This window comes from Halomonas sp. V046 (genome assembly GCF_052645355.1).
Genome location: NZ_JBQXYF010000005.1, coordinates 218,573 through 241,932, shown reverse-complemented (window position 1 = coordinate 241,932; position 23,360 = coordinate 218,573). Strand labels below are relative to the sequence as shown.

At 64.3% G+C, this 23,360-nt stretch carries 19 protein-coding genes; 9 read left to right on the top strand and 10 right to left on the bottom strand.

Translation table 11 applies throughout. The features are described from left to right. Positions 1-107 precede the first annotated feature (107 nt). The 4 genes from ACUN9Y_RS08665 to betC all read right to left on the bottom strand — a co-directional run bounded on the left by ACUN9Y_RS08665 (position 108) and on the right by betC (position 5,404). The gene (locus ACUN9Y_RS08665; protein ID WP_445460291.1) at positions 108-416 is read right to left on the bottom strand and encodes a hypothetical protein; all 309 of its coding nucleotides are present in this window, start codon (positions 414-416) and stop codon (positions 108-110) included. A 246-nt stretch (positions 417-662) separates the two neighbouring features. Further along, complete coding sequence (locus ACUN9Y_RS08660) at positions 663-1,547, bottom strand: DMT family transporter (protein WP_445460290.1); 885 nt, start codon at positions 1,545-1,547, stop codon at positions 663-665. 193 nt (positions 1,548-1,740) lie between these two features. Further along, on the bottom strand, positions 1,741-3,801 hold the full coding sequence (gene betT, locus ACUN9Y_RS08655) for a choline BCCT transporter BetT (protein WP_445460289.1): 2,061 nt from the start codon (positions 3,799-3,801) through the stop codon (positions 1,741-1,743). A gap of 76 nt (positions 3,802-3,877) precedes the next feature. Further along, entirely contained in the window at positions 3,878-5,404 is a 1,527-nt protein-coding gene (gene betC, locus ACUN9Y_RS08650) for a choline-sulfatase (RefSeq protein ID WP_445460288.1), read from the bottom strand. Between the two features lie 162 nt (positions 5,405-5,566). Here betC and ACUN9Y_RS08645 point away from each other — a divergent pair, with 162 nt between their 5' ends. Both ACUN9Y_RS08645 and ACUN9Y_RS08640 read left to right on the top strand, forming a co-directional pair. Next, positions 5,567-6,463 (top strand): LysR substrate-binding domain-containing protein, encoded by an 897-nt coding sequence (locus ACUN9Y_RS08645; protein WP_445460287.1) that lies wholly within the window; start codon positions 5,567-5,569, stop codon positions 6,461-6,463. A 37-nt stretch (positions 6,464-6,500) separates the two neighbouring features. Beyond that, entirely contained in the window at positions 6,501-7,538 is a 1,038-nt protein-coding gene (locus ACUN9Y_RS08640) for a 5'-nucleotidase (protein ID WP_445460286.1), read from the top strand. A gap of 178 nt (positions 7,539-7,716) precedes the next feature. On the opposite strand, the gene ACUN9Y_RS08635 is transcribed toward ACUN9Y_RS08640, so the two are convergent. The 4 genes from ACUN9Y_RS08635 to glcD all read right to left on the bottom strand — a co-directional run bounded on the left by ACUN9Y_RS08635 (position 7,717) and on the right by glcD (position 12,278). Beyond that, positions 7,717-8,115, bottom strand: coding sequence for a heme-binding protein (locus ACUN9Y_RS08635; protein ID WP_445460285.1), 399 nt, complete (start codon positions 8,113-8,115; stop codon positions 7,717-7,719). Positions 8,116-8,297: 182 nt separating this feature from the next. Then, the gene (glcF, locus tag ACUN9Y_RS08630) at positions 8,298-9,530 is read right to left on the bottom strand and encodes a glycolate oxidase subunit GlcF (protein WP_445460284.1); all 1,233 of its coding nucleotides are present in this window, start codon (positions 9,528-9,530) and stop codon (positions 8,298-8,300) included. Positions 9,531-9,675: 145 nt separating this feature from the next. Next, on the bottom strand, positions 9,676-10,761 hold the full coding sequence (gene glcE / locus ACUN9Y_RS08625; protein WP_445460283.1) for a glycolate oxidase subunit GlcE: 1,086 nt from the start codon (positions 10,759-10,761) through the stop codon (positions 9,676-9,678). A gap of 17 nt (positions 10,762-10,778) precedes the next feature. Then, positions 10,779-12,278 (bottom strand): glycolate oxidase subunit GlcD, encoded by a 1,500-nt coding sequence (gene glcD / locus ACUN9Y_RS08620; protein ID WP_445460384.1) that lies wholly within the window; start codon positions 12,276-12,278, stop codon positions 10,779-10,781. Positions 12,279-12,934: 656 nt separating this feature from the next. Here glcD and glcC point away from each other — a divergent pair. Then, positions 12,935-13,708: a transcriptional regulator GlcC gene (glcC, locus tag ACUN9Y_RS08615; RefSeq protein WP_445460282.1), complete on the top strand. Its 774-nt coding sequence runs from the start codon at positions 12,935-12,937 to the stop codon at positions 13,706-13,708. A 453-nt stretch (positions 13,709-14,161) separates the two neighbouring features. On the opposite strand, the gene ACUN9Y_RS08610 is transcribed toward glcC, so the two are convergent. Both ACUN9Y_RS08610 and ACUN9Y_RS08605 read right to left on the bottom strand, forming a co-directional pair. Then, positions 14,162-15,643, bottom strand: coding sequence for a carbon starvation CstA family protein (locus ACUN9Y_RS08610; protein WP_445460281.1), 1,482 nt, complete (start codon positions 15,641-15,643; stop codon positions 14,162-14,164). Positions 15,644-16,261: 618 nt separating this feature from the next. After that, positions 16,262-16,942 carry a GntR family transcriptional regulator gene (locus tag ACUN9Y_RS08605; RefSeq protein WP_445460280.1) on the bottom strand — a complete coding sequence of 227 codons (681 nt, stop codon included), beginning with the start codon at positions 16,940-16,942 and terminating at the stop codon, positions 16,262-16,264. A 347-nt stretch (positions 16,943-17,289) separates the two neighbouring features. Between ACUN9Y_RS08605 and ACUN9Y_RS08600 the strand changes: the two genes are divergently transcribed. The 6 genes from ACUN9Y_RS08600 (at position 17,290) to ACUN9Y_RS08575 (ending at position 23,339) form a co-directional block, all read left to right on the top strand. Continuing rightward, the gene (locus ACUN9Y_RS08600) at positions 17,290-17,748 is read left to right on the top strand and encodes a GlcG/HbpS family heme-binding protein (RefSeq protein WP_445460279.1); all 459 of its coding nucleotides are present in this window, start codon (positions 17,290-17,292) and stop codon (positions 17,746-17,748) included. Positions 17,749-18,342: 594 nt separating this feature from the next. Then, entirely contained in the window at positions 18,343-19,317 is a 975-nt protein-coding gene (locus ACUN9Y_RS08595; RefSeq protein ID WP_445460278.1) for a TRAP transporter substrate-binding protein, read from the top strand. Positions 19,318-19,402: 85 nt separating this feature from the next. Next, complete coding sequence (locus tag ACUN9Y_RS08590) at positions 19,403-19,969, top strand: TRAP transporter small permease (protein ID WP_445460277.1); 567 nt, start codon at positions 19,403-19,405, stop codon at positions 19,967-19,969. Between the two features lie 14 nt (positions 19,970-19,983). After that, on the top strand, positions 19,984-21,270 hold the full coding sequence (locus ACUN9Y_RS08585) for a TRAP transporter large permease (protein ID WP_445460276.1): 1,287 nt from the start codon (positions 19,984-19,986) through the stop codon (positions 21,268-21,270). A gap of 25 nt (positions 21,271-21,295) precedes the next feature. After that, complete coding sequence (locus ACUN9Y_RS08580; RefSeq protein ID WP_445460275.1) at positions 21,296-22,090, top strand: enoyl-CoA hydratase/isomerase family protein; 795 nt, start codon at positions 21,296-21,298, stop codon at positions 22,088-22,090. A gap of 61 nt (positions 22,091-22,151) precedes the next feature. Beyond that, positions 22,152-23,339 (top strand): CaiB/BaiF CoA transferase family protein, encoded by a 1,188-nt coding sequence (locus ACUN9Y_RS08575; protein ID WP_445460274.1) that lies wholly within the window; start codon positions 22,152-22,154, stop codon positions 23,337-23,339. The last annotated feature ends 21 nt before the right edge of the window (positions 23,340-23,360 follow it).

Genomic DNA, 23,360 nt, shown 5'->3' with positions numbered 1-23,360 from the left:
GTTTCGGGGTCTTGGGATGCCCCATTCAAGGGGCCTGGAGCCGGGGCCTGAGTCCGCTGTACGCGGCAGCGAGGAGGCGGTGCCAGCCTCCTCGCGTGCCCACCGGATTATTCGGTCTTGTCGGTCTCGTTGGCGGAATCGACGCCGCTGTCCTCGGCAACGTCGCCTTGCGGCTGTGCCTCGTCGCCAGCGTGGTCGTCGGCCTCCTCGGCGCTGTTGGCGGAATCCACGCCACCGTCCTTGACGATGGTTTCATCGCTCGTTTCGGCGTGGCTTTCCTGCTTCTCGGAGGCATCGTTGGCGGAGTCCACACCGCCGTTCTGAGACATCTCTTCTTCCTGAGTAGCGGCCAGGGCCATGGTCGAGAACAGAGCCATGGCGCTCATCAGTGCTGCGGCCTTGACGATATGTTTCATAGTGGAACCTCTCGTCGAGTGGATTGCCGTGGAGCGCTGGGGTATTTGTCCCTCAGTGCTTATACCGAAGTTATACAAGCAGTGCCGTATTTGCAAACCCGGGAGGGGCGCGCAGCTTAGTCTGCTTAGGGTCATCCGGCGACAGCGCTGGCCCTTCGCGCCCGGTGTCGGTCTCGGCCGTGTCGCTCCCGGCCGTGCCGCGGCCGCGGCCTGACGGAGTCAGCGACCGACCGGTCGCGGCGGATATCAACGGGCTCGCAGCGGGCGTGTGACCAGTTGCCCCATCAGCACACCGGCCAGCACCAGAGCGCCGCCGCTCAGGTGGTAGAGCGAGAGACGTTCGCCGAGCCAGGCCATGGCGATGATCGCGCTGAACAATGGCATCAGGTTGATGAAGATGCTGGCTCGGCTGGCACCGATCCGGCCAATGGCCAGCATCCAGAAGTAGGTGGTGATGATGGAGGCGGGGATGCCGGCATAGAGGATCAGCCCGACGTTGTCGGCGCCGACCGGCGTCATCGGTCCCAGCAGGTAGCCTGGCAGTAGTAGCGCCGTGGCGAAGACCGCTTGGACATACAACATGACCCACGGCGACAGTGCCATGGGCCAGCGCTTGAGCATGACGCCGTAGAGCGCATAGCAGGTCGCCGCCACCACCATCAAGGCATCGCCCGGGGAGACCTCGAGCTCGGCCAGCGCAGCGATGTTCCCCCGGCTCAGCAGCCACAGTACGCCAGTCAGCGCGATCACGCCCCCCACGACGCCACCGAGCGTCGGCGGCTCGCGCAGCACCAGGGCGCTGAGCAGGATGGTCAATAGCGGCACCATGGCGGCCAGAATGCCCATGTTGGTGGCGCTGGTCGTGGCGGCGGCGACGTAGGCGAGGCCTTGCCACAGGGCCATGCCGAGCAACCCCAGTAACGCCAGCCGGGGCCACTGGCGATAGACGCTCTCGCGCTGGCGCCACGCCAGCGGCAGCACGAAAGGCGTCAGCACGATTACCGCCAACAACCAGCGCAAGAAGGCGATGCTGGTCGGGGCGATGGCGTCCACCGCCAGCTGGTTGATGGTCATGTTGCCCGACCAGATAAGCACCGCACAGAGCGGCGCCAGGTAGGCGATGGCGGTCATGGCACGGGCCTTGCGGGACACGGAGAAGCGAGCAGGTGCTGGATGAACATGGCGTCTTCCTTGAACGGCGGGACCAACGGACACAACAAAGATGTCGGCGAGGTGGCGTGGCAAGCGCTGCCGCCAGGCGACGCCAGAACGCCGACACCCCGCACAAGGCGGGGTGTCAGGGTACGCGATTGCGCGACGTCGGTCAGGCGTTGGGGGGCACGACTTCACCGGTGTCGGCCTGCTGGGCCATGCCTGGCAGGGTCTCGAGCTGATCCTGTTGGCTGGTCAGGAACTTCAGGTGACGCTGGTACTCGTTGAGCACGTCGTGGAGCACCTCCTGGCGCGTGTAGCCGTTCAGGTCCTGGCCGATGCCTCCCTCGCTCAAGTGCACATCCAGGCGTAGGTAGTAGTCGTCGTCGGCCGGCAGAAAGCTCGGGGGACGCATGCGCAGCGGCCGCACCCCGTAGACGAACTCCGGGGCACCGGGAAACGTCACGCGAAGCGTGGGACAGGCCTCGTCCATGCCCTCGGGATGTTCGTGATCGAGGCGAGCCTCATGACCACGGGCGCGCATCTCGGTGACAAACTCGTCGAGGGCCGGGCGGATGGCATGGCGTAGTGTCGCCTCCGCACCGCTTCTGGTCGAGGCATCGAGGGTGCGCTCGAGGCGCTCGCGCCAGTCGCCCTTGGCGACCTGACTGGCGGCGATCATCTGGCGAGCCTCGGCCTTGTTGCCTTCGCTTCGCAGCGAACGCAGCAGGCTGAACATGGTCAGGAAGATCACCACCGAGAACGGCAAGGCGGTGATCACTACGGCGCTTTGCAGGGTGCGCAGGCCGCCGCTCATCAACAGGGCCAGGGTGATCAGGCCGATGATGGCGGACCAGAAGATGCGCAAGGGGATCGGGGCATCGTGGTTCACATCGCGCAATTGATAGGTGAAGTTGGACAGGACGAGGGCCCCTGAGTCGGCGGAGGTGACGAAGAACACGATACTCAGCAGCGTGACCAGGGTGGCCGTCAGGTTGACCCAGGGCAATTGCTCCAGAAAGGTGTAGATGGTCGCCTGGGGAGTGTTCAAGGCCTGCTCGCCAAGCTCGGTGAGACCGGCATCGACCATGCCGATGCCGCTGTTGCCGAACACGGACATCATGATCATGACGAATATCAGCGGGATGAACAGTGCCCCCGCGACAAACTCACGAATGGTACGCCCGCGAGAGATGCGCGCCAGAAACAACCCGACGAAGGGGGCCCAGGCGATCCACCAGCCCCAGAAGAACACCGTCCAGGCGCTGAACCAGCCGCCGGTGCCCTCGCTGTAGGCGTAGGTGTGAAAGCTCATGCCGATCAACTGCACCGTATAGTCGCCGATGTTCTGCACCAACTGGTTGAGTCCGAGCAGGGTCTCGCCCTCGAACAGCACGAACAGGATCAGGGCCGCGACCAGGTAGAGGTTGAACTCGGACAGCAGACGAATGCCGCGGTCGACGCCACTGACCACCGACAGGGTCGCCATGACCACCACCAGGATGATCAGCCCGGCCTGGGCCGCAGTGCTTTCGGGGATGCCGAACAGATACGTCAGGCCGTAGTTCATCTGAATCACGCCAATGCCCAGTGCCGTGGCGATGCCAAACACGGTGGCCAGCACCGCGGCGATGTCCACGGCGTTACCGATGGGGCCATAGATGCGCTGGCCAAGCAGCGGATAGAGCGTCGAGCGAATCGCCAGCGGCAGGCGATGGCGATAGCTGAAGTAGGCCAGGGCCATGCCCATCAGGACGTAGAGTCCCCAGCCGGAGATGCCCCAATGGAAGAAGGTCTGGACCACCGCATGCCGGCGAGCGACATCGGTACTGCCTTCGCCGACGGGGGGTTGCAGGTAGTGAGTCAGGGGCTCGGAGACGACGAAGAACAGGATGGCGCCGCCGAGCCCAGCCGCGAACAGCATGGCCGACCAGGACAACAGCGAGAACTCGGGACGAGAGTGGTCGGGGCCGAGGCGGATGCGGCCATAGCGTGACAGGCCGATGGCGATGACGAACACCAGATAGGCGACCACGGCGAGCATGTAGTACCAGCCGAAGGTGTCGCCGATCCAGGTGAGCCCGGCATTGAAGAAGGCGGTGGCGTGGTCGGTGAACACCATGGCGTAGATCAGAAACACCAGAATGCCGGCCACGGAACCATGGAAGACGGCCGGGTTGAGGCGATTTCCTGGCGCAGTGCTGGGGGATGTCGGGGGCGATGAATCGCTCATGATCGTGAACCTCGGCGCAGGGGCGTTGAAGGGGTTCGGGACAGGGCAAGGGACGGCAGACGCGAAGCGGCGCGGCCTAGTCCGCCGGGTCGACCTGTGGAAAACGAGCACGGCGTTCCAGATCGTCCAGATCGACGGTGTTACGCATGTATTGGGTGCTGGCATCGACGAAGGGCTGGTGATCCCAGGGCGTGACCTCTCCACGGCTCAAGGCGCGGGCGATCAGGCGTCGGCGGCGCTGGCTCTCGAGCACTTCGCCGTGCAGGGCGGAAAGGTCCCAGCGCTCGGTGACGTCGTCGCGAAAGCGCGTGAGGATCTCGGCATAGTCATCTCGCCCGGCCAGGTTGACAAGCTCCTGGGGGTCGCTCTCGAGATCGAAGAGCTGATCGGGGTCTGCCGGCGAGTGAACAAACTTGAGCCGGCCGCGACGGATCATCACCAAGGGCGCAATGGCGCCCTCGGCGAGGTATTCGCCGATGACCTCGTCATGCCCTCGCTGGCCGGTGAGGTGGGGCAGCAGGCTGTGACCGTCGATGGGCACCGGAAAGTCGGGCGGGCCATTCGGGTGGGTGAGGTCGACGAAGGTGGGCAACAGGTCCAGCGTCGATACCGCCTCGCGGACGCGGTGCGGTGAGAAGTGCTTGGGGGCATGAACGATCATCGGCACCCGGGCCGAGTCCTCGAACCAGCTCATCTTGTACCACAGCCCGCGCTCGCCGAGCATGTCGCCGTGATCGCCGGAGAACACCACGATGGTGTCATCGGCCAGCCCGCATTGCTCGAGGGTGTCGAGCACGGCGCCGAGCTGATCATCGACGTAGCTGATGGCGCCGTAATAGGCATGGCGGGCGTTGCGAATCTGCTCGTCGGTGAGCGTGTCCTCGTCCAGCTGATAGACCCGTCGCAGGCGCTCGGAATGGGCATCTGCCGGGACCTGAGTGTAGCTCAGGCTCGGCATGTCGATGGCGTCGTGATCGTAGCGATCCCAGTACCGGTGGGGAATGGTATAGGGGTCATGGGGATGGGTAAGTGACACCGTCAGGCAGAAGGGGCGGCTGTCTGTGCCTCGCGCGTAGTCGTACAGGAAGCGCTGCGCCTTGAAGGTGACTTCATCATCGAAGTCGAGCTGATTCGACCGCACGCAGGGGCCAGCCTGGGCCACCGACGCCATGTTGTGGTAGTAGCTCGGGCGCTCGTCGGGGTGGTCCCAGTCCACGTACCAGCCGTAGTCGGCGGGATAGATGTCGCTGGTCAGGCGTTGCTCGAACCCATGCAACTGATCCGGGCCACAGAAGTGCATCTTGCCCGATAGCGCGGTGACATAGCCTGCATCGCGCAGATAGTGGGCGAAGGTCGGCGTGTCTGCCGGCAGGTCCGAGGCGTTGTCGAAGCCCCCCGTGCGCGACGGCAGGCGTCCGGTCATCAGCGCGAAGCGTGACGGGGCGCACAGCGGACTGTTGCAGTAGGCCGAGTCGAAAACGACGCCTTCTTGGGCCAGGCGGGAAAGGTGCGGCGTCTGGACCAGTGGGTGGCCGTGAAAGGGCAGGCGTGAGGCGGCCATCTGGTCGGCCATCAGAAACAGGATATGGGGTCTTTTCGTCATCGGGTTCTCCCGGCCGACGGCGGTCGGCGCATTGTTGTTGGATAGCCAGCGGTCTGCTGAAGCCGGCGTACTGGATCGCTGGGCGAGAAAAGACGTATTCTGTTGACTTATTACGAGGCCTGTAAACCGGGTGATTTTTAATGCTATGTATAAGGTGATCTAATGTCGCTGATGCGCATGAGGCCGTCGCCGAATAGCCTCGTGGTGTTCGAGTCGGCGGCGCGTCACCGGAGTTTCACCGCCGCCGCCCGGGAGCTGCGCTCGACCCAGTCCGCGGTCAGCCAGCAGATCAAGGCGCTGGAGGAACATCTCGGTGTCGCGCTGTTCGAGCGGATCTACCGGGGCGTGTGCCTGACCGAGGCAGGGACGCTGCTGATGGGTGGCGTCGAAGAAGGGTTCGCCAGCATCGAGCGTGCGCTGGACCGGGTGCGACAGCATCGCGGCCATCCGCGTCTGACGCTGATGACGGACTTCTCCCTGGCGGCCTACTGGCTGTTGCCTCGGTTGACCCGCTTTCGTGCCCTGCACCCGGATATCGATGTCCAGCTGTTGACCAATCAAGGCGATATCGGCTGGCGCGATACCGAGGCCGATGTGGCGATCGTGTTTAGTGCAGACCCCGTGGCGCGCGACCATCCACGCCTGATCGAAGAGCGCGTGTGTCCGGTGTGCAGTCCAGGGTTTCTGGCCGGGTTCGGTGACGTGGGCGATCTGGCGCGCCTGCGCCAGGCGCCTCTGCTGGCACTGAGCGATGAGCGCGGCCAGCGTTGGCTCGATTGGTCGTCGTTGTTTCATCACTTCAGCGACGCCCGACTCGAGCCAACGCCGGCGTTGACCTTCGACAACTACACGCTGTTGATTCAGGCCGCCATCGCGGGGGAGGGGATCGCGCTTGGCTGGCGGGGACTGGTCGATGAGATGGTCGAGCGTGGGCTCCTGGTGACCCTCGACGATTTCGCGGTGCAGACGCCCCACGGTTATGATCTGGTGGATACCCACCGCGCGCGCCCGAGCCTGGTCAAGCAGCGTTTCCTCGACTGGATCCTGACCCAGGGGTGAGCCGACGCCGGTCGGTCAGTTGTCACAGGAGACGGCCATGCCCTACGAACTCGACTCAAGACTGGTCATTGGCCTTGCGTCCAGCGCGCTATTCGACCTGGAGGTGTCCGACCGGGTCTATCGGGACCAGGGCGAAAAGGCCTATCGCGAGTACCAACGCGAGCACGAGGATCTGGCGCTGGCCCCCGGCGTCGCCTTCGCGTTCATTCGCAAGCTATTGTCGCTCAATGACCTGAATCCCGACGACCCTCTCGTCGAGGTGGTGCTGCTGTCGCGTAACGATCCGGACACGGGGCTCAGGGTGATGCGCTCCATCGAACATCACGGGCTCGGTATCACCCGGGCCATCTTCTTGCAGGGGCGCTATCCGCATCGCTTCATCCCGGCGTTCAACATCAGCCTGTTCTTGTCCGCCAACCAGGAGGATGTTGATCGCGCCATTGCCGCCGGTTATCCCGCGGGGCGGGTGATGCCGGCTGGGGCCCTGTTGGCCGATGAGCGCGAGGAGCTGCATATCGCCTTCGACTTCGATGGTGTTCTGGCCAGCGTTGCCTCGGAGACGATCTTCCAGGACCAGGGCCTGACGGCCTTTCACGAACACGAGCGGCGCCACGCCGAGGAGCCTTCGGCGCCGGGGCTGCTGGCGGAGCTGGCGCGTTGCCTGGCGCGGATCCAGCAGCGCGAGCTCGCCGAGCAGGATGCCAGCGCTGGCGACTACCAGCCGCGCCTGCGGGTCTCCATCGTGACGGCGCGCAATGCCCCGGCCCATGAGCGGGTGATTCACACCCTGCGCGATTGGGGGATGACGGTGAACGAGGCCTATTTTCTTGGCGGTATCGCCAAGCATCACGTACTTGGCATCATTCGCCCGGACATCTTCTTCGACGATCAGTCGTCACACCTGGCCGATACCAGCGACATCCTGCCGTCGGTACACGTCCCGGTCGGGCGCTTGAATGTTCCCATGGCGCCGAGCCACGAGGTCGGGTCCACCCAGCGGTCGTCCACTCAAGGCCCGCCGGCGACGGCCCGTGAGCGATCGTCGGACCCCGACGACCCCGACGACCCGACCTAGTCGGGCGCTGTCGTCCGGCGAGGCCGGTGGCGGACGCGCTAGCGCATCCTGGCTCGTCTTCCCGTGGTTTACCCTCGGCGCCGGGCCATGCCTTTGATCATCGGGAAAACAAGACGCCCTTGCCGCGCGAGCGGCAAGGGCGTCTTCGTTTCGCCAGCGCGGGGGTCTCCGCGTTAGCTCAGAGGATGGCGGCACCGGCTTTCGCGACCTGGATATCCTGGTCGGGCTTGACGCCGGAGATGCCGACACTGCCGGCGACCTGGCCGTCGATGATCAGCGGAACACCGCCAGACATCAGGCCTTCCATGGGCGCCGACAGGAAGGCACTGCGGCCGCCGTTGATCATGTCCTCGAAGACCTGGGTCTCCTTGCGACCGATGGCCGCCGAGCGAGCCTTGGCCGCGGCGACGTCGGCGCTGAAGGGGGCCGCGCCGTCGAGACGACGCAGGCCGAGCAGGTAGCCGCCATCATCGGCGACGGCGATGGTCACGGCGAAGCCGTTGGCATCGGCCTCCTTCTGGCAAGCGTCGAGAACGGCAGCGACCTGGGACTGGTCGAGATAGGGCTTGCTGGGCATGTCAAGAACCTCTTGGGTCAGGGATGAGTGTTATTTTGGAAAATATTTTCGTAAGCGGATTCATTGTAGATCAGCTCGGCCGGTATGCGTCCAGCACCATCGTGGATTTTACCGCACCGGCAGGGGGCGATGGCCTGGATCGCGGTCTTCTCGATGGCGTGGGGCAGCGCCTGATTGACGGACTAGATCAATGCGTCATCGACGATCTCGATCCAATGGCGTACCGCGGTCCGGTTGGCACCCGCCAGGTGGGTCTGACAGCCGATGTTCGCCGTGACCACGACGTCCGGGTTACCCGCTTCCAGGGCATCCATCTTGTTGTCGCGTAGCTGCTTTGACAGCGCCGGCTGGGTCACCGAGTAGGTCCCGGCGGAGCCACAGCACAAGTGAGCGTCCTGCACGGGTGTCAGGGCAAAGCCGAGATTTTCGAGCACCTTTTCCACCGTCCCGTTGAGCTTCTGAGCGTGCTGCAGCGTGCAGGGGCAATGGAAGGCCAGGCGTTTGTCCGCCTTGACGGCAATGGTCTCCAGGGGCTCGTCGGCCAGCACCTCGACCAGGTCGCGAGTGGCGGCGCTGACGCGCTTGGCCTTGTCGGCGTAGTCCGGATCATCGGCCAGGATGTCGACGTACTCCTTGACGAAGGCGCCACAGCCACTGGCGGTCTGGATGATGGCTTCGCAGCCGGCGTCCAGATGCACTAGCCAGGCATCGATGTTGCGCCTGGCTCGTTCTCTGCCTGCCTCCAATGCGTTGAGGTGATAGTCGATGGCGCCACAGCAGCCCACTGCCGGTGCCGGCGTCAGGCCGATACCGAGGCGCGCCAGCACCCGGGCGGTGGCGGCGTTGGTGTTGGGCGATAGCGCCGGCTGCACGCAGCCTTCGAGGATCAGCATCTGGCGGGCCTGCTGGTGGCCCTCGGGCCGGTGGCCGGCGTCGACTGGCTTGGCCGGCATCTTGTCCTTGAGTGCGCCGGGCGCCAGGGGCCGGAAGGTCTGGCCGAGCGCCAGCAGCGTCTTGAACCTGGCCGGGTCCACCAGGGCCTTGCGCAGGCCCAGGCGCAGGGCCTTGTCGGGCAACGAGCGGGGGACTCGGCGCTCGATCTCGGCGCGACCAATATCGAGAAGTTTGTGGTACTCGACGCCGGACGGGCAGGTCGTCTCGCAGTTGCGGCAGGTCAGGCAGCGGTCCAGGTGCAGCCGTGTTTCCTCGGTAATGCGGTCGTCATCGTCGCGACTCTCGAGCAGCTCCTTCATCAGGTAGATGCGCCCGCGGGGGCCATCGCGTTCGTCGCCGAGAAGCTGGTAGGTAGGACAGGTGGCGTTGCAGAAGCCGCAATGCACGCAGCTGCGCAGCACGCGGTCAGCCTCGCGGATGTGGGGTTTCTGGAGATCTTGTTCGCTGAAGTGCGTCTGCATGGGGTGTTTCCGCTAGTCGGGGGCGGTGGCCCGAATCCGGTGGCGCCAGGGGCGCAGCGCTCGGGCTCTTGTTGTCGAACCGGGTGGCCTCGACCCGCGGGGAGGCGCAGTGGACAAGGCTCGACGCTGTCGATGGTGCTTGGCGCTACAGATCGGCGTAGAGCCTTCCCGGATTGAAGATGCCGTTGGGGTCCAGGCGTGCCTTGAGCTCGCGGTGATACTTGGCGAGCACCGGTTCGAGAGGCGTAAACGGCTCGCCGATGCCGGGTGTCAGGCAGGTGGCGTGGCCTCCGGCTCGGGCGCAGGACTCGCGCAGCCGCTCGCCATCGATCTCGCTCTTCAGCCAGCGCTGGCTGCCGGCCCAGTCGTGCAGGACATCGTTTTCGGCGCTGCCGGGCAGTTCGAGGGGCGGCGTATTGGTCGGCAGCGACAGGCGCCAGAGTGGGCGCGGATCGTCGCTGAAGAACGTCAGACGCAGTTCACGCAGGTCGGTCCAGAAGCCAGCGTCAAGCTCGTCACCACCGATCGACTGGCGGGTCGCCGTCACCGAACTCGGTCCTCCTTCGAGACGCAGGTGCAGCCCACCATCGAGCCAGGCCGCGGCGGTGATCGGCAGTGGCTTGCGGCCCCATTCGGCGAGGCGCGTCATGGCATCCTGGCGGGTCGTCTCCAGGCGCAGGCTGGCCTGGGAGCCGGGCTTTGGCAGTACCTTGAGCGATACCTCGGTGATGAGACCGAGGGTGCCCTGGGCAGCCACCATCAGCCGCGACAGATCGTAGCCGGCGACATTCTTCATCACTTCGCCGCCGAAGCGTTGCTCCTGGCCGCGGTGGTCCAGCACACGCATGCCGAGGACGAAGTCGCGCACTGCGCCGACCCAGGGGCGACGCGGGCCGGACAGGCCGGTGGCGATCATGCCACCGACCGTGGCCCGGGGGCCGAAGTGAGGGGGTTCGAAGGGCAACATCTGGCCCTGGGCGTCGAGGAGTGCCTCGAGCTCCGCGAGTGGGGTTCCGGTGCGCACCGAAACGATCAGCTCGACCGGGTCGTAGCTGGTGATGCCGCGGTGCTCGCTGACGTCAAGGGTTTCGCCCTGGACCTTGCGACCGTAAAACGTCTTGCTGGACCCGCCCTCGATGCGCAGCGGGGTGCCGGCGGCGTTCGCCGCGGCGATGCGGGTGGCGAGTGACGCCAGAGCATCGTGGCTGTGGATGGCGGTGGTATCGACCATGGGCATTCGTTCAGACCTCAGAAGCGTGGCAGTTCCGGGTGCGGCAGCTCGTTGTTGTGCACATGCATGGCGCCGAACTCGGCGCAGCGGGCGAGCGTGGGGATGTTCTTCCCCGGATTGAGCAGACCGTCGGGATCGAAGGCGGCCTTCACGGCGTGGAAGGCGCTGATCTCCACGCTGCCAAACTGGGCGCACATCTGGTTGATCTTCTCGCGGCCGACGCCGTGTTCGCCGGTGATCGAGCCGCCGGCCTCGACGCATAGCTCGAGGATCTTGCCGCCCAGCGCTTCTGCCGTCTCGAGCTCGCCTTCACGGTTGGCATCGAACAGGATCAGCGGATGCATATTGCCGTCACCGGCGTGAAAGACGTTGGCGACGCGCAGTCCGTAGTGCTCGGACAGGTCGCTGATGCCCTTGAGCACACGCGGCAGCTCACGGCGCGGGATGGTCCCGTCCATGCAGTAGTAGTCCGGCGACATGCGTCCGACGGCAGGGAAGGCGTTCTTGCGGCCGGCCCAGAACATGGCGCGCTCGGTTTCGTCACGGGCGAGCCGGATATCGGTGGCACCGGCGGTCTCGAGGACCCCGCGCACCGTGGCGATATCGTCATCGACGTCGGCCTCGACGCCGTCGAGTTCGCACAGCAGGATCGCTTCGGCCTCGACCGGGTAACCGGCATGAATGAAGTCCTCGGCGGCGCGGATCGCCAGGTTATCCATCATTTCCAGGCCACCGGGGATGATGCCGGCGGCGATGATATCGCCAACGGCGGCGCCGGCCTTCTCGACGTCGTCGAAGCTGGCCATCAACACCTTGGCGGTCTCGGGCTTTGGCAGCAGCTTGACGGTGACTTCGGTCACCACGCCGAGCATGCCTTCGGACCCGGTGAACAGCGCCAACAGGTCGAAGCCGGGACTATCGAAGGCCTCCGAGCCTAGCGTCATGCGCTCGCCCTCGATGGTCATCACCTCCACCTTAAGGACGTTGTGCACCGTCAGGCCGTACTTGAGGCAGTGCACGCCGCCGGCGTTCTCGGCGACGTTGCCGCCGATGGAGCAGGCGATCTGGGACGAGGGGTCCGGGGCATAGTAGAGCCCATAGGGCGAGACCGCTTCGGAGATCGCCAGGTTGCGCACCCCGGGCTGGACACGGGCGATGCGCGCGTCGGCATCGATGTCGAGGATGCGGTTGAAGCGGGACATTACCAGCAGGACGCCCTGTTCCAGCGGCAGGGCACCGCCGGAAAGACCGGTACCGGCACCGCGGGTGACCACGGGAACCTTTAACTCGCGGCAGCGTTTGAGGATTGCCTCGACCTGTTCGAGGGTCTGCGGCAGAGCCACCAGCATGGGCACGACGCGGTAGGCCGCGAGCCCGTCACATTCGAACGGGCGCAGGTCCTCCTCGCGATGCAGCAGGGTCAGCTCCGGCACGGCCCGGGTCAGGTCGGCGAGTACCTCGGCCTTGTCGCGGTGGGGCAAGGCGCCGTCCAGGCGTTCGTCGTAGAGGATGTTCATGGCTCTTCCTCGGCCTTCTAGTCTCGGCGTCGCGGTGTGCGACGTTGTCGGTGGAGCGTTGTTCTTGGCTCCGGTCTTGGCACCGGTCTTGTCGCCGGTCTCGTCATCGCCGATGTCGACCTCGAGCTGCTGTCCTCGAATTGCTGTCGACGCAGCGTCGGTGGCCACCTTCAGCGGGCAGTTACCGATCTGGTCGGCGTCGCGGTCTTTGCACCACGACATCGTCGGCGATTTTTCAGGCGTTCAATCTGTGACTTATTGACGTGCCTGTCCAGTCTTTGGTTTGCTGGTCTGACCAGTTATTTGTGTCGCGACACCTGGCCCGGTATCCCGGTACTCATGGCGTCGTTCCGTGCTACGCATCCGTTGGCGGATCACGGTGGTGGCGACGCTTGTCGCGACGGTTGTCGCGATAGTTGTCGCGATAGTTGTCGAGATGGGGGCTGAGCGAGATGGGGGCTGAGCGAGATTGGGGTTGAGATAGCCCCGCTCAAGGCGTCCCGGCTGGCCCCAACGCGTCTCGGCTTCGGGGCTCGGCTTGGACACTCGTACGCTCTGCCCGGGGTTCTGCTCGGGTGCTAGTGCGCTCTGCTCGGGGCCTTACAGAGTTTTACTCTAGTTCCCGGCGACGTTTGCTGCTCATGGAGAACCTCCCTATGCGCGATACAGAAGAACCCTTGAGACCTGCCAGCACGCCGGACGCCATCGCCGCACGGCTCGAGACGCTGATCCTCGATGGGGTCTTTCGTCCCGGTCAGTTGCTGCCGTCGGAGCGGCGCCTGTGCGAGCGGCTTGGCGTGGCACGTTCTTCGTTGCGTGAGGCGCTGGGGTCGCTGCGCAGCAAAGGCATCATCGTCACCCGACAGGGGCGCGGCTCCGAGGTGGCCCCGCTGGTCGAGGCTCCCCACGCCACGCCGTTGATGCACCTGTTTCGTGAGCACCCGCGCACCCTTTATGACCTGCTGGAAGTTCGGGCCTTGCTGGAGGGCGAGTCGGCGCACCTGGCCGCGAGTCGCGGGACCGCTTCGGATCGCGTGCTGATCACCCGCCGCTACCGCGAAATGGCCGATTACGTGGAGCACGCCGAGCAGATCGATGTCGAGCGCCTGGCGCGTCACGATCATGCCTTTCACCTGGCGGTGTGCCAGGCATCGCATAATCCGGTGCTGATGCACACCTTGCAGAGCCTGACCGACCTGCTGCTGAGTTCGGTGTTTGCCTCGGTCAAGCACCTCTACCATCGGCCCGACGCCCGGGACATGATCAATCGCCAGCACGCGCGATTGCACCGAGCGGTGGTGGAAGGCAAGCCGCAGTTGGCGCGCAAGGTCGCCCTGGAGCACCTGTCGACCATCGGCGCGATGCTGCGCGAGATTGACGCAGAGGGTGAGCGTCTCGAGCGCGCGGCCATGCGCCTGGAAGACTGGTGAGTCAGTGTGTCGTCACGCGGCCATGCGTCTGGACGACGGGTGAGTCAGTGTGTCGTCACGCGGCGATGCGCCTGGAAGACGGGTGAGTCAGTGTGTCGTCACGCGGCCATGCGTCTGGAAGACGGGTGAGTCAGTGTGTCGTCACGCGGCCATGCGTCTGGAAAACGGGTGAGTCAGTGTGTAGTCACGCGGCCATGCGTCTGGAAGACGGGTGAGTCAGGGTGTCGTCACGCGGCCATGCGCCTGGAAGACCGGTGAGTCGGTGTGTCGTCACGCGGCCATGCGGCGTGACTGGAGGAGCTGGCCGCCAAACGTCAACGACGAGCCGGCACCGGGAAACGTGGTCAGGGCAACAGGCAGGCGATCGAGCGTGGCGTCTCGATGGGGGAAGGCAAGAGGCCAGGGGCTTTCGCCCCTGGCCTCTTGGATTGGCGCTTTCACCAAGTTGCGTGATCAGGCGCGTGATTCCAGTGACGTAAGGCCAGGCGTGCTGCCGGTGAGCCGTTCCGGATACTCGGGCTCGTCGACGCCGAAGATGCCTCCGCTCAAACGGCGCACCCGCTTCATGAACAAGGCGATACACAGCACGGTGCCGAGCGCCGCCACCACGTAGCTGAGCTGCAGCGACAGGCCAAAGCCGATCGGCGCGTAGGCCAGGTAGGTGAAGGTCGCCATGGTCATGAACACGGCCGGAATCGAGGTGATCACGTGCGGCTTGCGTGAGAGCACGAGGTACATGGTTGCGACCCACAGGGCGATGACCGCGGTGGTCTGGTTGGCCCAGGAAAAATAGCGCCACAGCAGCGTGAAGTCGATCTTGGTCAGGGCGAAGGAGGCGACGAACAGCGGTGCGGCTATCCAAATCCGCCGCATCAGCGGACGCTGATCGACCTTGATGTAATCGGCGATGATCATGCGGGCACTGCGGAAGGCGGTATCACCCGAGGTGATTGGCAACACAATGACACCGAGCACCGCCAGGGTGCCACCGATGGCGCCCAGCATGGCGGTGGAGACCTCGCTGACCACGGCGGCCGGGCCGCCGGCGGCCAGCACGTCAGACAGGCTGTTGTCGCCGTGGAACATGCTCATCGCTGCGGCGGCCCAGATCATGGCGATGACGCCTTCGGCGATCATCATGCCGTAGAAGATCTTGCGCCCGTTGCCTTCGTTCTCCGTCGTGCGTGAGATGATCGGCGTCTGGGTGGCGTGAAACCCCGACAGGGCACCGCAGGAAATGGTCAGGAACAGCAGCGGGAAGATGGGAGCGCCTTCCGGATGCATGTTCTCGAACGACAGCTCTGGAATGGGGGCGCCGGTCACGACCAGGCCGATGCCGATACCCGCCGCGCTGATCAATAGCAAGGCGCCGAAATAGGGATAGATACGGCCGATGATCTTGTCGATGGGCAGCAGGGTCGCCAACAGGTAATAGGCGAAGATGGCGAGGATGATCGGTATCACCGGCAGGCTGGTCATGTTGGCCAGCAGCGCCGCGGGGGAGGTCACGAACACGGTGCCGACCAGCAGCAGCAGCAGGATGGCGAAGCCGTTGACCACGTGCTTCATCGTCTTGCCGAGAAACTTCCCGGCGAGCTGGGGCAGGTGGGCGCCATGGTTGCGAATCGAGATCATGCCGGTCAGGTAGTCGTGTACGGCGCCGGCGAAGATGCAGCCGATCACGATCCAGACGAAGGCCACCGGACCATAGAGCGCGCCGAGAATGGGCCCGAAAATAGGTCCGACACCGGCAATGTTCAACAATTGAATCAGCGAGTTGCGCGTGGTGTTCATCGGCAGATAGTCGATGTCGTCGCGCAGGGTGAAGGCCGGGGTCTGGCGTTTGCGGTTGGCGACGAAAACCCGTTCGACGAACTTGCCGTAGGTGAAGTACCCGACGATAAGCACAACGATGGAAAGAATGAACGTCAGCACTGTGACCTCCTTGTGGGCGGCTGGATCATTAGTGCAGCAGCAGTCAGGTGGCGCCCCAGGCGCGGGGACGACAGCGACCGACTGCGAGGTGGCAGGGGAGTTTTCCTCACGCCGTGGCGTGCCGAGGAGGCCAGGTTGGAGGAACCGGGCAAGCGGACGCCCCACGTACTGCGGGTGCGTTTTTCCCATATAGCAGGGAGGAACTCAAGCTGTCGTTAGTCGGAAGCGAACGCTAGGGCACGGAATTGGGAGTAGAGGGCACGGAATTGGGAGAGAGGGCACGGAATTGGGAGAGAGGGCACGGAATTGGGAGAGAGGGCACGGAATTGGGAGTAGAGGGCACGGAATTGGGAGTAGAGGGCACGGAACTGGGAGAGAGGGCACGGTATTGGGAGAGAGGGCACGGTATTGGGAGAGAGGGCACGGTATTGGGAGAGAGGGCACGGTATTGGGCGAGAGACACCGAGCAGGGAAGGGGGCCCCACCACCGCGGCGCCAAAGCCCTGGCCTCTTGCCTGGGGTGACCCCGAGAGTTGGGGGAGATGGCGTGAGACACGAGGCCGTGGCGGGGCGTCGTCATCGGTGGTGATCGATGCTGCCGGGCGTCTGCCCGGCAGCTCAGGAGCCCGAGGCGGTGGCGACGTCCTCGTCGATGATGCCGGAAACGGCGGCCACCTCGAGCTTGTGACTCAGGTGCGCGCGCAGAATGTCGCCCAAGCGCTTGCCATCGCGGGCATCGATGGCCTCGAGCATGGCCTCGTGATCGGCCACCGCCTTGGCCCAGTTGGCCTGGCCCATCTCGACACTGTAGCGGACGCGCTTCACTCGCTGGCTAAGGTTGTTGTACATCTCGATCAGCACCTCGTTGTCGGAGGCGGCGAGAATGCGTTCGTGGATCTGCTGGTTGACCTCGAAGTAGGGCGTGAGCTCCTTGCGCTGATAGTGCTGAAGCATGCGCGTGTGAAGGGCTCGAATCTCGGCCACGTCCTTGTCGCTGATGTTCTGACAGGCGAGTTCTCCGGACAGTCCTTCGAGAGCGCCCATCACGTCGTAGGTGTTCTTTACCCCGAGGCGAGTGAGGCGGACCACTCGTGAGCCCCGGTTGGGCAGGTTCTCGACCAGGCCTTCCGAGGTCAGCACCTTGAGCGCTTCGCGTAGCGGCGTGCGCGACACGCCAAAGCGTTCACACAGCGCCTTCTCGGCGATCTTTTCTCCTGGTAGCAGACTGCCCTGCTCGATCAGGTCCCGGACCCTGTCGGCCACTTCCAGGTACAGGCTGCGCGGCTGAATCTTTTCCATGTCAGGCTTCCTGAAATCATCATGATGCGCCACGTCACCGAGCCCGCCAGGGCCCCGTAGTCGACGGCTCAACCTTGCCCCAAGTCGCGGGGACGAACAAGTTGCGTCTTGACGTCTTCGGTTAGAAGGTATTATGAATTCATAATTATAGCAATCGGGCAGACCGCCTGATTGCCACGCTGCCGAGATCCTCCTCACTCGCGATCCGTCGGTCGTGGAGGTTGCCGGATACCCGCTCGACGCTTGAGTGTCGGTGCCGGGAAAACCTCGATTCACAGGCCCGCTGCGGTGATTCGGCAGAGGAGCCTGCAACGCTCATCATCACCTTTGCCACCAAGGAGCCACTCATGGCCGCTAATGTCTTTCTTGCCCAGTTCCTGATCACCCGTCAGCAGGCCAGAACCATGCTCGATGCCACCTTCGCCACCGCCCGCGAGCGAGACATGGCGCCGCTTACCGCGGTGGTACTCGATGGCGGAGGTCATCCCATTATCGTGGAACGTGAGGATGGCTGCAGCCCTTTGCGCTCGGCGGTGGCCACTGGCAAGGCCTATGCGGCACTTGGCATCGGTGTCTCCAGCGGCACCACCGGCGAGCGCAACGCCGAGCGTCCCGCCTTTCTGGCCGCGGTGGCCGATGCCGCCCAGGGCCGCTTCATTCCCGTGGCAGGGGGGGTGCTCATTCTCGATGACGAGCGGCGTGTCATTGGAGCGCTAGGGGTCAGCGGTGCCTCGTCTCAGGAGGACCAGGATGCCGCGATGGCCGGCATCGAGGCCGCAGGCTTCGCGGCGGGACTGCGTCCTTGAGCGCTTCCTGGGAATCGCCCTTGCCGAGAACTCTCGACAGCGCTCCGTGAGCGACCTTGGGTCTTCGCCAAGCCCTATCCTGGGACGCTCCAGCCATATGCACGCCAGGCGAGCTTTCGGGCTCGCTTTTTTGATGCGTCCGGCGTCGTACCCGGTGGAGTTTTGGCATGACGTTGGCGCCTGTAATGCCGGAGTCGAGGCATCAAATTTTCAGTAGGATTTTGAAAATAAAGAAATTTTATCGCGACGATGCGTGTGCTTGAACGACAAAAGTATAATACCTAATTTTGAATTATGTATCCATATTTCAAGACGACCGGATCGACGAGGCTTGGGCAGCGGTGAGTCATGACGCTGACAACCTCCGTGCCGTCCGCCTAGTCGCCACGTCGAGGCCTCGGGCGACCCGTGAGATAGATGCCCCGTCGGGGCAAGGGTGGCCAGGATCAGCGCCACCGATCGACGAGCGGTCTGGAGGGGGTAACGGGCCCAGTCGCCAGTCGCCAGCCGGATGGCGGCCGGAAAGAAGCCCGGTGCCGAGTCGTTCGACCAGGATCTACCACGAGCAACAACAACAATGTTGGAGAGAAGGTTATGAAACTGCTGAAGACCGTACTGGCCGTATCCGCACTCGCCATGGGCATCGGTAGCGCCCAGGCAGATGAGGTGCAGATCAAGTTCGGCCACGTGGGTGGCCCGGGCTCGCTGTTCGAGAAGACCGCCAACGAATTCGCTCGACTCGCCAATGAGCGGCTGGAAGGCGAGGCCGAGGTGGTGACCTATGGCTCTAGCCAGCTGGGCTCCGACGAGCAGATGCTCAACAAGCTCAAGCTCGGGACTCTCGATCTGGCGCTGCCGTCCTCGGTGATGAGCAGTGTGGCGCCGGAGTTCTCGCTATTCGAAATGCCCTACCTGATCGAGGACCGCGAACACCTGGTGCGGGTGCGCGACGAGGTGCTGCGTGACGTGCTCTATCGCGCCGCCGAGAACAAGAACTATCGCATCATCGGCATCTGGGAGAACGGCTTCCGCCAGATCACCAACAACGAGCATCCGATCGTGGTGCCTGACGACCTGGATGGCATCAAGCTGCGCACCCCCAATGGCGTGTGGCGGGTAGAAATGTTCAAGAGCTACGGCGCCTCGCCGGCCCCGATGGCCCTGTCCGAGGCCTTCGTTGCTCTGCAGACCGGGGCGATGGATGGCCAGGAAAACCCGCTGGTGCAGATCTATTCCCAGCGCTTCCAGGAAGTGCAGGACTATCTGTCGCTCTCTAATCACGTCTACACCCCGGCCTATGTGCTGGCGGGGGCCAGCTGGAATCGCCTGCCCGAGCACGTCCGTGAGGTGCTGACCGACACCGCCGAGGAAGTCGAGGCCTTTGCCCTGGCACAAGGCGCCGAGCTTGATGCCAGCCTGGTCGCCACTTTTGAGGAGGAGGGCATGGAGGTCAACGAGGTGGACACCGCAGCCTTCGTCGAGGGCTCACGTGGCATCTACGAGAAGTTCGCCGCCGAGGTCGAGGGAGGTGAGGAGCTGCTGTCCCGCGTCGATGCGCTGCGCGAGTAACGCTTACGTCAGTCACTCCTCAACAGCGGTCCTCGGCCGGCAATCGTCGGCCGGGGGCGGCTACCACCTCAGGGAGGTGCTTTCCGTGTCGCTCAACGCCTTTTCCTCGGCTTACCAGAAGTGTCTGGAGGTCATTGTCTTTCTCAATGTGCTGGCGCTGACCCTGGTGGTCACCGTGGGGTTCGTGTCACGCCTGGCCGGTTCGCCGTTCAGTTGGTACGACGAAGTGGCCTCCATCGGCCTGGCCTGGTTGACCTATTACGGGGCCGCGCTGGCCGCGCTCAAGGGTGCGCACATCGCCTGTCCCAGCGTTATCAACATGGTTCCGCCCAAGATTCGCCTGCCCATCGCGCTGCTCGCCGAGGCCATCACGATCGGCTTCTTCGTGCTGCTCGGCATCACCGGCTATCAGGTGGTGCAGATCCTCGAAGGCTCGACCCTGGTCAGCCTGCCGAGCGTCTCGGTGCAGCTGTCGCAGTCGGTGATTCCGATCGGTGCGGCGCTGTTCATTCTGGCCCAGCTGCTGCGTTTGCCTGAAGTGATCAAGAGCGCCAAAGGCGCTGGCTTCATTGATCACGAGTTGGAAGAGGCCGGCATCGTGGCCGATGACGTACGCACAGACGACGCCCCGACACCCCATCGGGCCGGCTAGCCAGGAGACGCTTCATGATCATTGCATCCATGTTCTTCGGTCTTATCGGGCTGATTCTGATCAACGTGCCCGTGGCCATTGCCCTTGGCCTCGTCGGCGCCTTGGCCACGGTGGCGAGTTACGGCACGCTCGCCCTGCCCAATGTGGGCATGGTGATGTTCGACGGCGCTACCAAGTTTCCGTTGATCGCCATTCCGCTGTTCATCCTGGCCGGCGCCATCATGAACGCATCGAGCATCTCGCGCCGCTTGATCGATCTGGCCTCTGCCATGGTCGGCTTCATCAAGGGCGGGCTCGCCATGGTCACCATCGGCGCCTCGATCTTCTTCGCCGAAATCTCTGGCTCGGCGGTGGCGGGCGTCTCGGCCATCGGCAGCATCCTGATTCCGGCCATGCGCAAGAAGGGCTACTCGAAGGAGTTCGCCGCGGCCATCTCTTCCTCGGCGGCGAGTCTCGCGATCATTCTGCCGCCGTCCATCCCGATGATCCTCTATGCCGTCATGTCGGGTGAGTCGGTGGTCAAGATGTTCGTCGCCGGCATCTTCCCGGGGCTGCTCGGCGCCTTCGGCCTGGCCTGCATGTGCTATTACCTGGCGCGCCGCCATAACCTGCCGGCCGAGGAAAGCTTCCAGGTATCGCGGCTGTGGAAGGCCTTCAAGGGCGCGATCTGGGCACTGCTGATCCCGGTCATCATCCTCGGTGGCATCTTCGGCGGCATCGTTACCGCTACCGAAGGCGCGGCACTGGCGGTGGTGGTGGCGATCTTCATCAGCGCGGTCGTCTATCGCGAATTCAGCCTGAAGATCTTCTACAAGGCCTGCCTCGATGCCGGGGTACAGACCGCGGTGGTGATGTTACTGGTGGCAAGCTCGGCGGTGGTGGGGCTCTACCTCACCGAGACGCAGATCCCCCAGCAGCTGGCCAACTCGATCGCCGCGATGACCGACAACAAGTACGTGGTGCTGGCGCTGCTCAACGTGATCTTCCTGGTGCTGGGGATCTTCCTGCACTCGGCCGCCGCGATCATCTTGGTGGTGCCCATCGTGCTGCCGCTGATCACCGCCGTCGGCATCGATCCCCTGCACTTCGGCCTGATCGTCACGCTGAACCTGGCCATCGGCCAACAGACCCCGCCGGTGGCGAGCGTACTGATCGCGTCCTGCTCCATCGCCAAGTCCGATATCTGGGCCACATCGCGCACCAACCTGTGGTTCCTGGCGGTGCTGTTCGTGATCCTGATCATCAATACCTATGTGCCGGCCGTCGCGCTTGCCCTGGTGAACCTGATCTACGGCGCCTGAGCGCCGTGAGCCTGAGGAGAGAGTCATGACCCAGTCAGATCCCGGCGCGGTGCATCTGAGCAAGCAGGCAGGCGTCGCCTGGCTGACCTTCGATCGCACGGCCAGCCGTAACGCCATGACCTGGGAGATGTACGACCAGCTCGAGGCGCACTGCGAGGCCCTGGAGCAGGACCCCGAGGTGGTAGCGGTCGTGATGCGCGGTGCCGGTGGTGAGGCGTTTGTGGCCGGCACCGACATCAAGCAGTTCGCGCGCTTTGAAAGCGGCGACGATGCCATCGATTACGAACGCCGCATCGATCGCGTGGTAGGCCGGGTGGAGCGCCTTCCCAAGCCGACCTTCGCCTTGCTTGAGGGCTTCTGCGTCGGCGGTGGGGCCGCCATCGCCCTGGCCTGCGATTTTCGCATCGCCACGCCGTCGCTGAAGTTCGGTATCCCCATCGCCAAGACCCTCGGCAACTGCCTGTCGGTGACCAATGTCGCGCGCCTCGTGGATTACGCGGGGCCGGCGAGGGCCAAGCAGGTGCTGATGGCTGGCGAGCTGGTGCGCGCCGATGAGGCACTGGCCACGGGGCTGGTCGGTGAACTGGTGGAGGCCGACGCCATCGAGGCGCGGGTCGCCGAGCAGGCCGCCGCCTTTCGTGAGCGGGCGCCGCTCACCGTGCGGGCCGCCAAGGAAGTCATCCAGCGGGTGCTCGACGAGCGCCGTCCGGCGAGCGACGCCAGCGATGACTGGATCGCCGCCTGCTACACCAGCGACGACTTCAAGGCTGCGGTCGACAAGTTCGTCAACAAGACGCCCTTTAGCTGGCGCGGACACTGAACGCGGATCAGGCACGTCGGTGGTCGATCAGCGGCCGCCGACACGCCAGGAGAACACGACGATGCTGCCATTAGAAGGAATCAAGGTACTGGATGTCTCGCAGATCATGGCGGGGCCCTATTGCACCATGGTGCTCGGCGACATGGGCGCCGAGGTGATCAAGGTCGAGAAGGCCAACGGTGGCGATGACAGCCGCCAGATGGGCCCCTACGTCAACGACGAGTCGACCTGTTTCGCCCAGATAAACCGCAACAAGAAGAGCATCTCGCTCAATCTCAAGCACGAAAAGGGCCGCGAGATCTTCTATCGACTGGCCCGCGAGGCCGACGTCATCGTCGAGAACTATCGCCCCGGGGTGACCCAGTCGCTTGCCATCGACTACCCGAGCATCAAGGCGATCAATCCGGGGATCATCTACTGCTCGATTTCGGGCTATGGCCAGACCGGTCCTTCGCGTCACAAGGGGGGCTTCGATCTGGTCGCCCAGGGCATGAGCGGACTGATGTCGATGACCGGGGAGAAGGGGCGGCGTCCGCTCAAGACCGGCGTCGCCGTCTACGACATCGGCGCCGGCATCACCGCCATCTACTCGATCCTGGCGGCCTACATCCATCGCCAGAACAGCGGTGAAGGCCAGCATCTGGACATCGCCATCGCCGAATGTGGGTTGCCCTGGTTCACCTGGGAGGCGGCGGCCTACTTCTCCGAGGGCCGCGTGCCCGAGGCCACTGGCTGGCGCCACCGCGTCTCGGCACCGTACCAGGCGATGAAGGTGCGCGACGGTTTCATGATGCTCGGCTGCGCCAATCAACGCACCTGGGAGCGCTTCTGCCAGGACGTGATCGCACGGCCTGAATTGATGGAAGACGAGCGTTTTCGCACCAACCTGGATCGCGGACGCAACGTCGAGGAACTCGAGGTCGTGCTCGAGGAGATTCTCGTCGGCGGCGACCGCGAACATTGGCTGGCGCTGTGCGATGAGGCGGGCGTTCCGGCGGGGCCGATCAATGACTTCGCCCAGGCCATGGACGATGAGCACTATCTGGCCAGGGGCATGGTCCAGGAGCTCGACCATCCCTCCATGGGGGCGATGAAGACGCTCGGCTTCCCGACCAAGTTTTCCGCCACGCCGCTTGAGATTCGTCGCCCGGCGCCGTTGTTTGCCCAGCACACCGATGAGGTGCTGGAAGGCTTCGGGCTCGGGGAAGGTGAGCGCGAGACGCTGCGCCGCGAGGGCGTGATCCGCTGAGCGGATCTTGACCGTATTTTC

Excerpts from the sequence above, each read along its gene's own strand:
- ACUN9Y_RS08665 (WP_445460291.1), bottom strand. The coding sequence starts at position 416 with ATGAAACATATCGTCAAGGCCGCAGCACTGATGAGCGCCATGGCTCTG.
- ACUN9Y_RS08660 (WP_445460290.1), bottom strand. The coding sequence starts at position 1,547 with ATGACCGCCATCGCCTACCTGGCGCCGCTCTGTGCGGTGCTTATCTGG.
- betT (WP_445460289.1), bottom strand. The coding sequence starts at position 3,801 with ATGAGCGATTCATCGCCCCCGACATCCCCCAGCACTGCGCCAGGAAAT.
- betC (WP_445460288.1), bottom strand. The coding sequence starts at position 5,404 with ATGACGAAAAGACCCCATATCCTGTTTCTGATGGCCGACCAGATGGCC.
- ACUN9Y_RS08645 (WP_445460287.1), top strand. The coding sequence starts at position 5,567 with ATGTCGCTGATGCGCATGAGGCCGTCGCCGAATAGCCTCGTGGTGTTC.
- ACUN9Y_RS08640 (WP_445460286.1), top strand. The coding sequence starts at position 6,501 with ATGCCCTACGAACTCGACTCAAGACTGGTCATTGGCCTTGCGTCCAGC.
- ACUN9Y_RS08635 (WP_445460285.1), bottom strand. The coding sequence starts at position 8,115 with ATGCCCAGCAAGCCCTATCTCGACCAGTCCCAGGTCGCTGCCGTTCTC.
- glcF (WP_445460284.1), bottom strand. The coding sequence starts at position 9,530 with ATGCAGACGCACTTCAGCGAACAAGATCTCCAGAAACCCCACATCCGC.
- glcE (WP_445460283.1), bottom strand. The coding sequence starts at position 10,761 with ATGGTCGATACCACCGCCATCCACAGCCACGATGCTCTGGCGTCACTC.
- glcD (WP_445460384.1), bottom strand. The coding sequence starts at position 12,278 with ATGAACATCCTCTACGACGAACGCCTGGACGGCGCCTTGCCCCACCGC.
- glcC (WP_445460282.1), top strand. The coding sequence starts at position 12,935 with ATGCGCGATACAGAAGAACCCTTGAGACCTGCCAGCACGCCGGACGCC.
- ACUN9Y_RS08605 (WP_445460280.1), bottom strand. The coding sequence starts at position 16,942 with ATGGAAAAGATTCAGCCGCGCAGCCTGTACCTGGAAGTGGCCGACAGG.
- ACUN9Y_RS08600 (WP_445460279.1), top strand. The coding sequence starts at position 17,290 with ATGGCCGCTAATGTCTTTCTTGCCCAGTTCCTGATCACCCGTCAGCAG.
- ACUN9Y_RS08595 (WP_445460278.1), top strand. The coding sequence starts at position 18,343 with ATGAAACTGCTGAAGACCGTACTGGCCGTATCCGCACTCGCCATGGGC.
- ACUN9Y_RS08585 (WP_445460276.1), top strand. The coding sequence starts at position 19,984 with ATGATCATTGCATCCATGTTCTTCGGTCTTATCGGGCTGATTCTGATC.
- ACUN9Y_RS08580 (WP_445460275.1), top strand. The coding sequence starts at position 21,296 with ATGACCCAGTCAGATCCCGGCGCGGTGCATCTGAGCAAGCAGGCAGGC.
- ACUN9Y_RS08575 (WP_445460274.1), top strand. The coding sequence starts at position 22,152 with ATGCTGCCATTAGAAGGAATCAAGGTACTGGATGTCTCGCAGATCATG.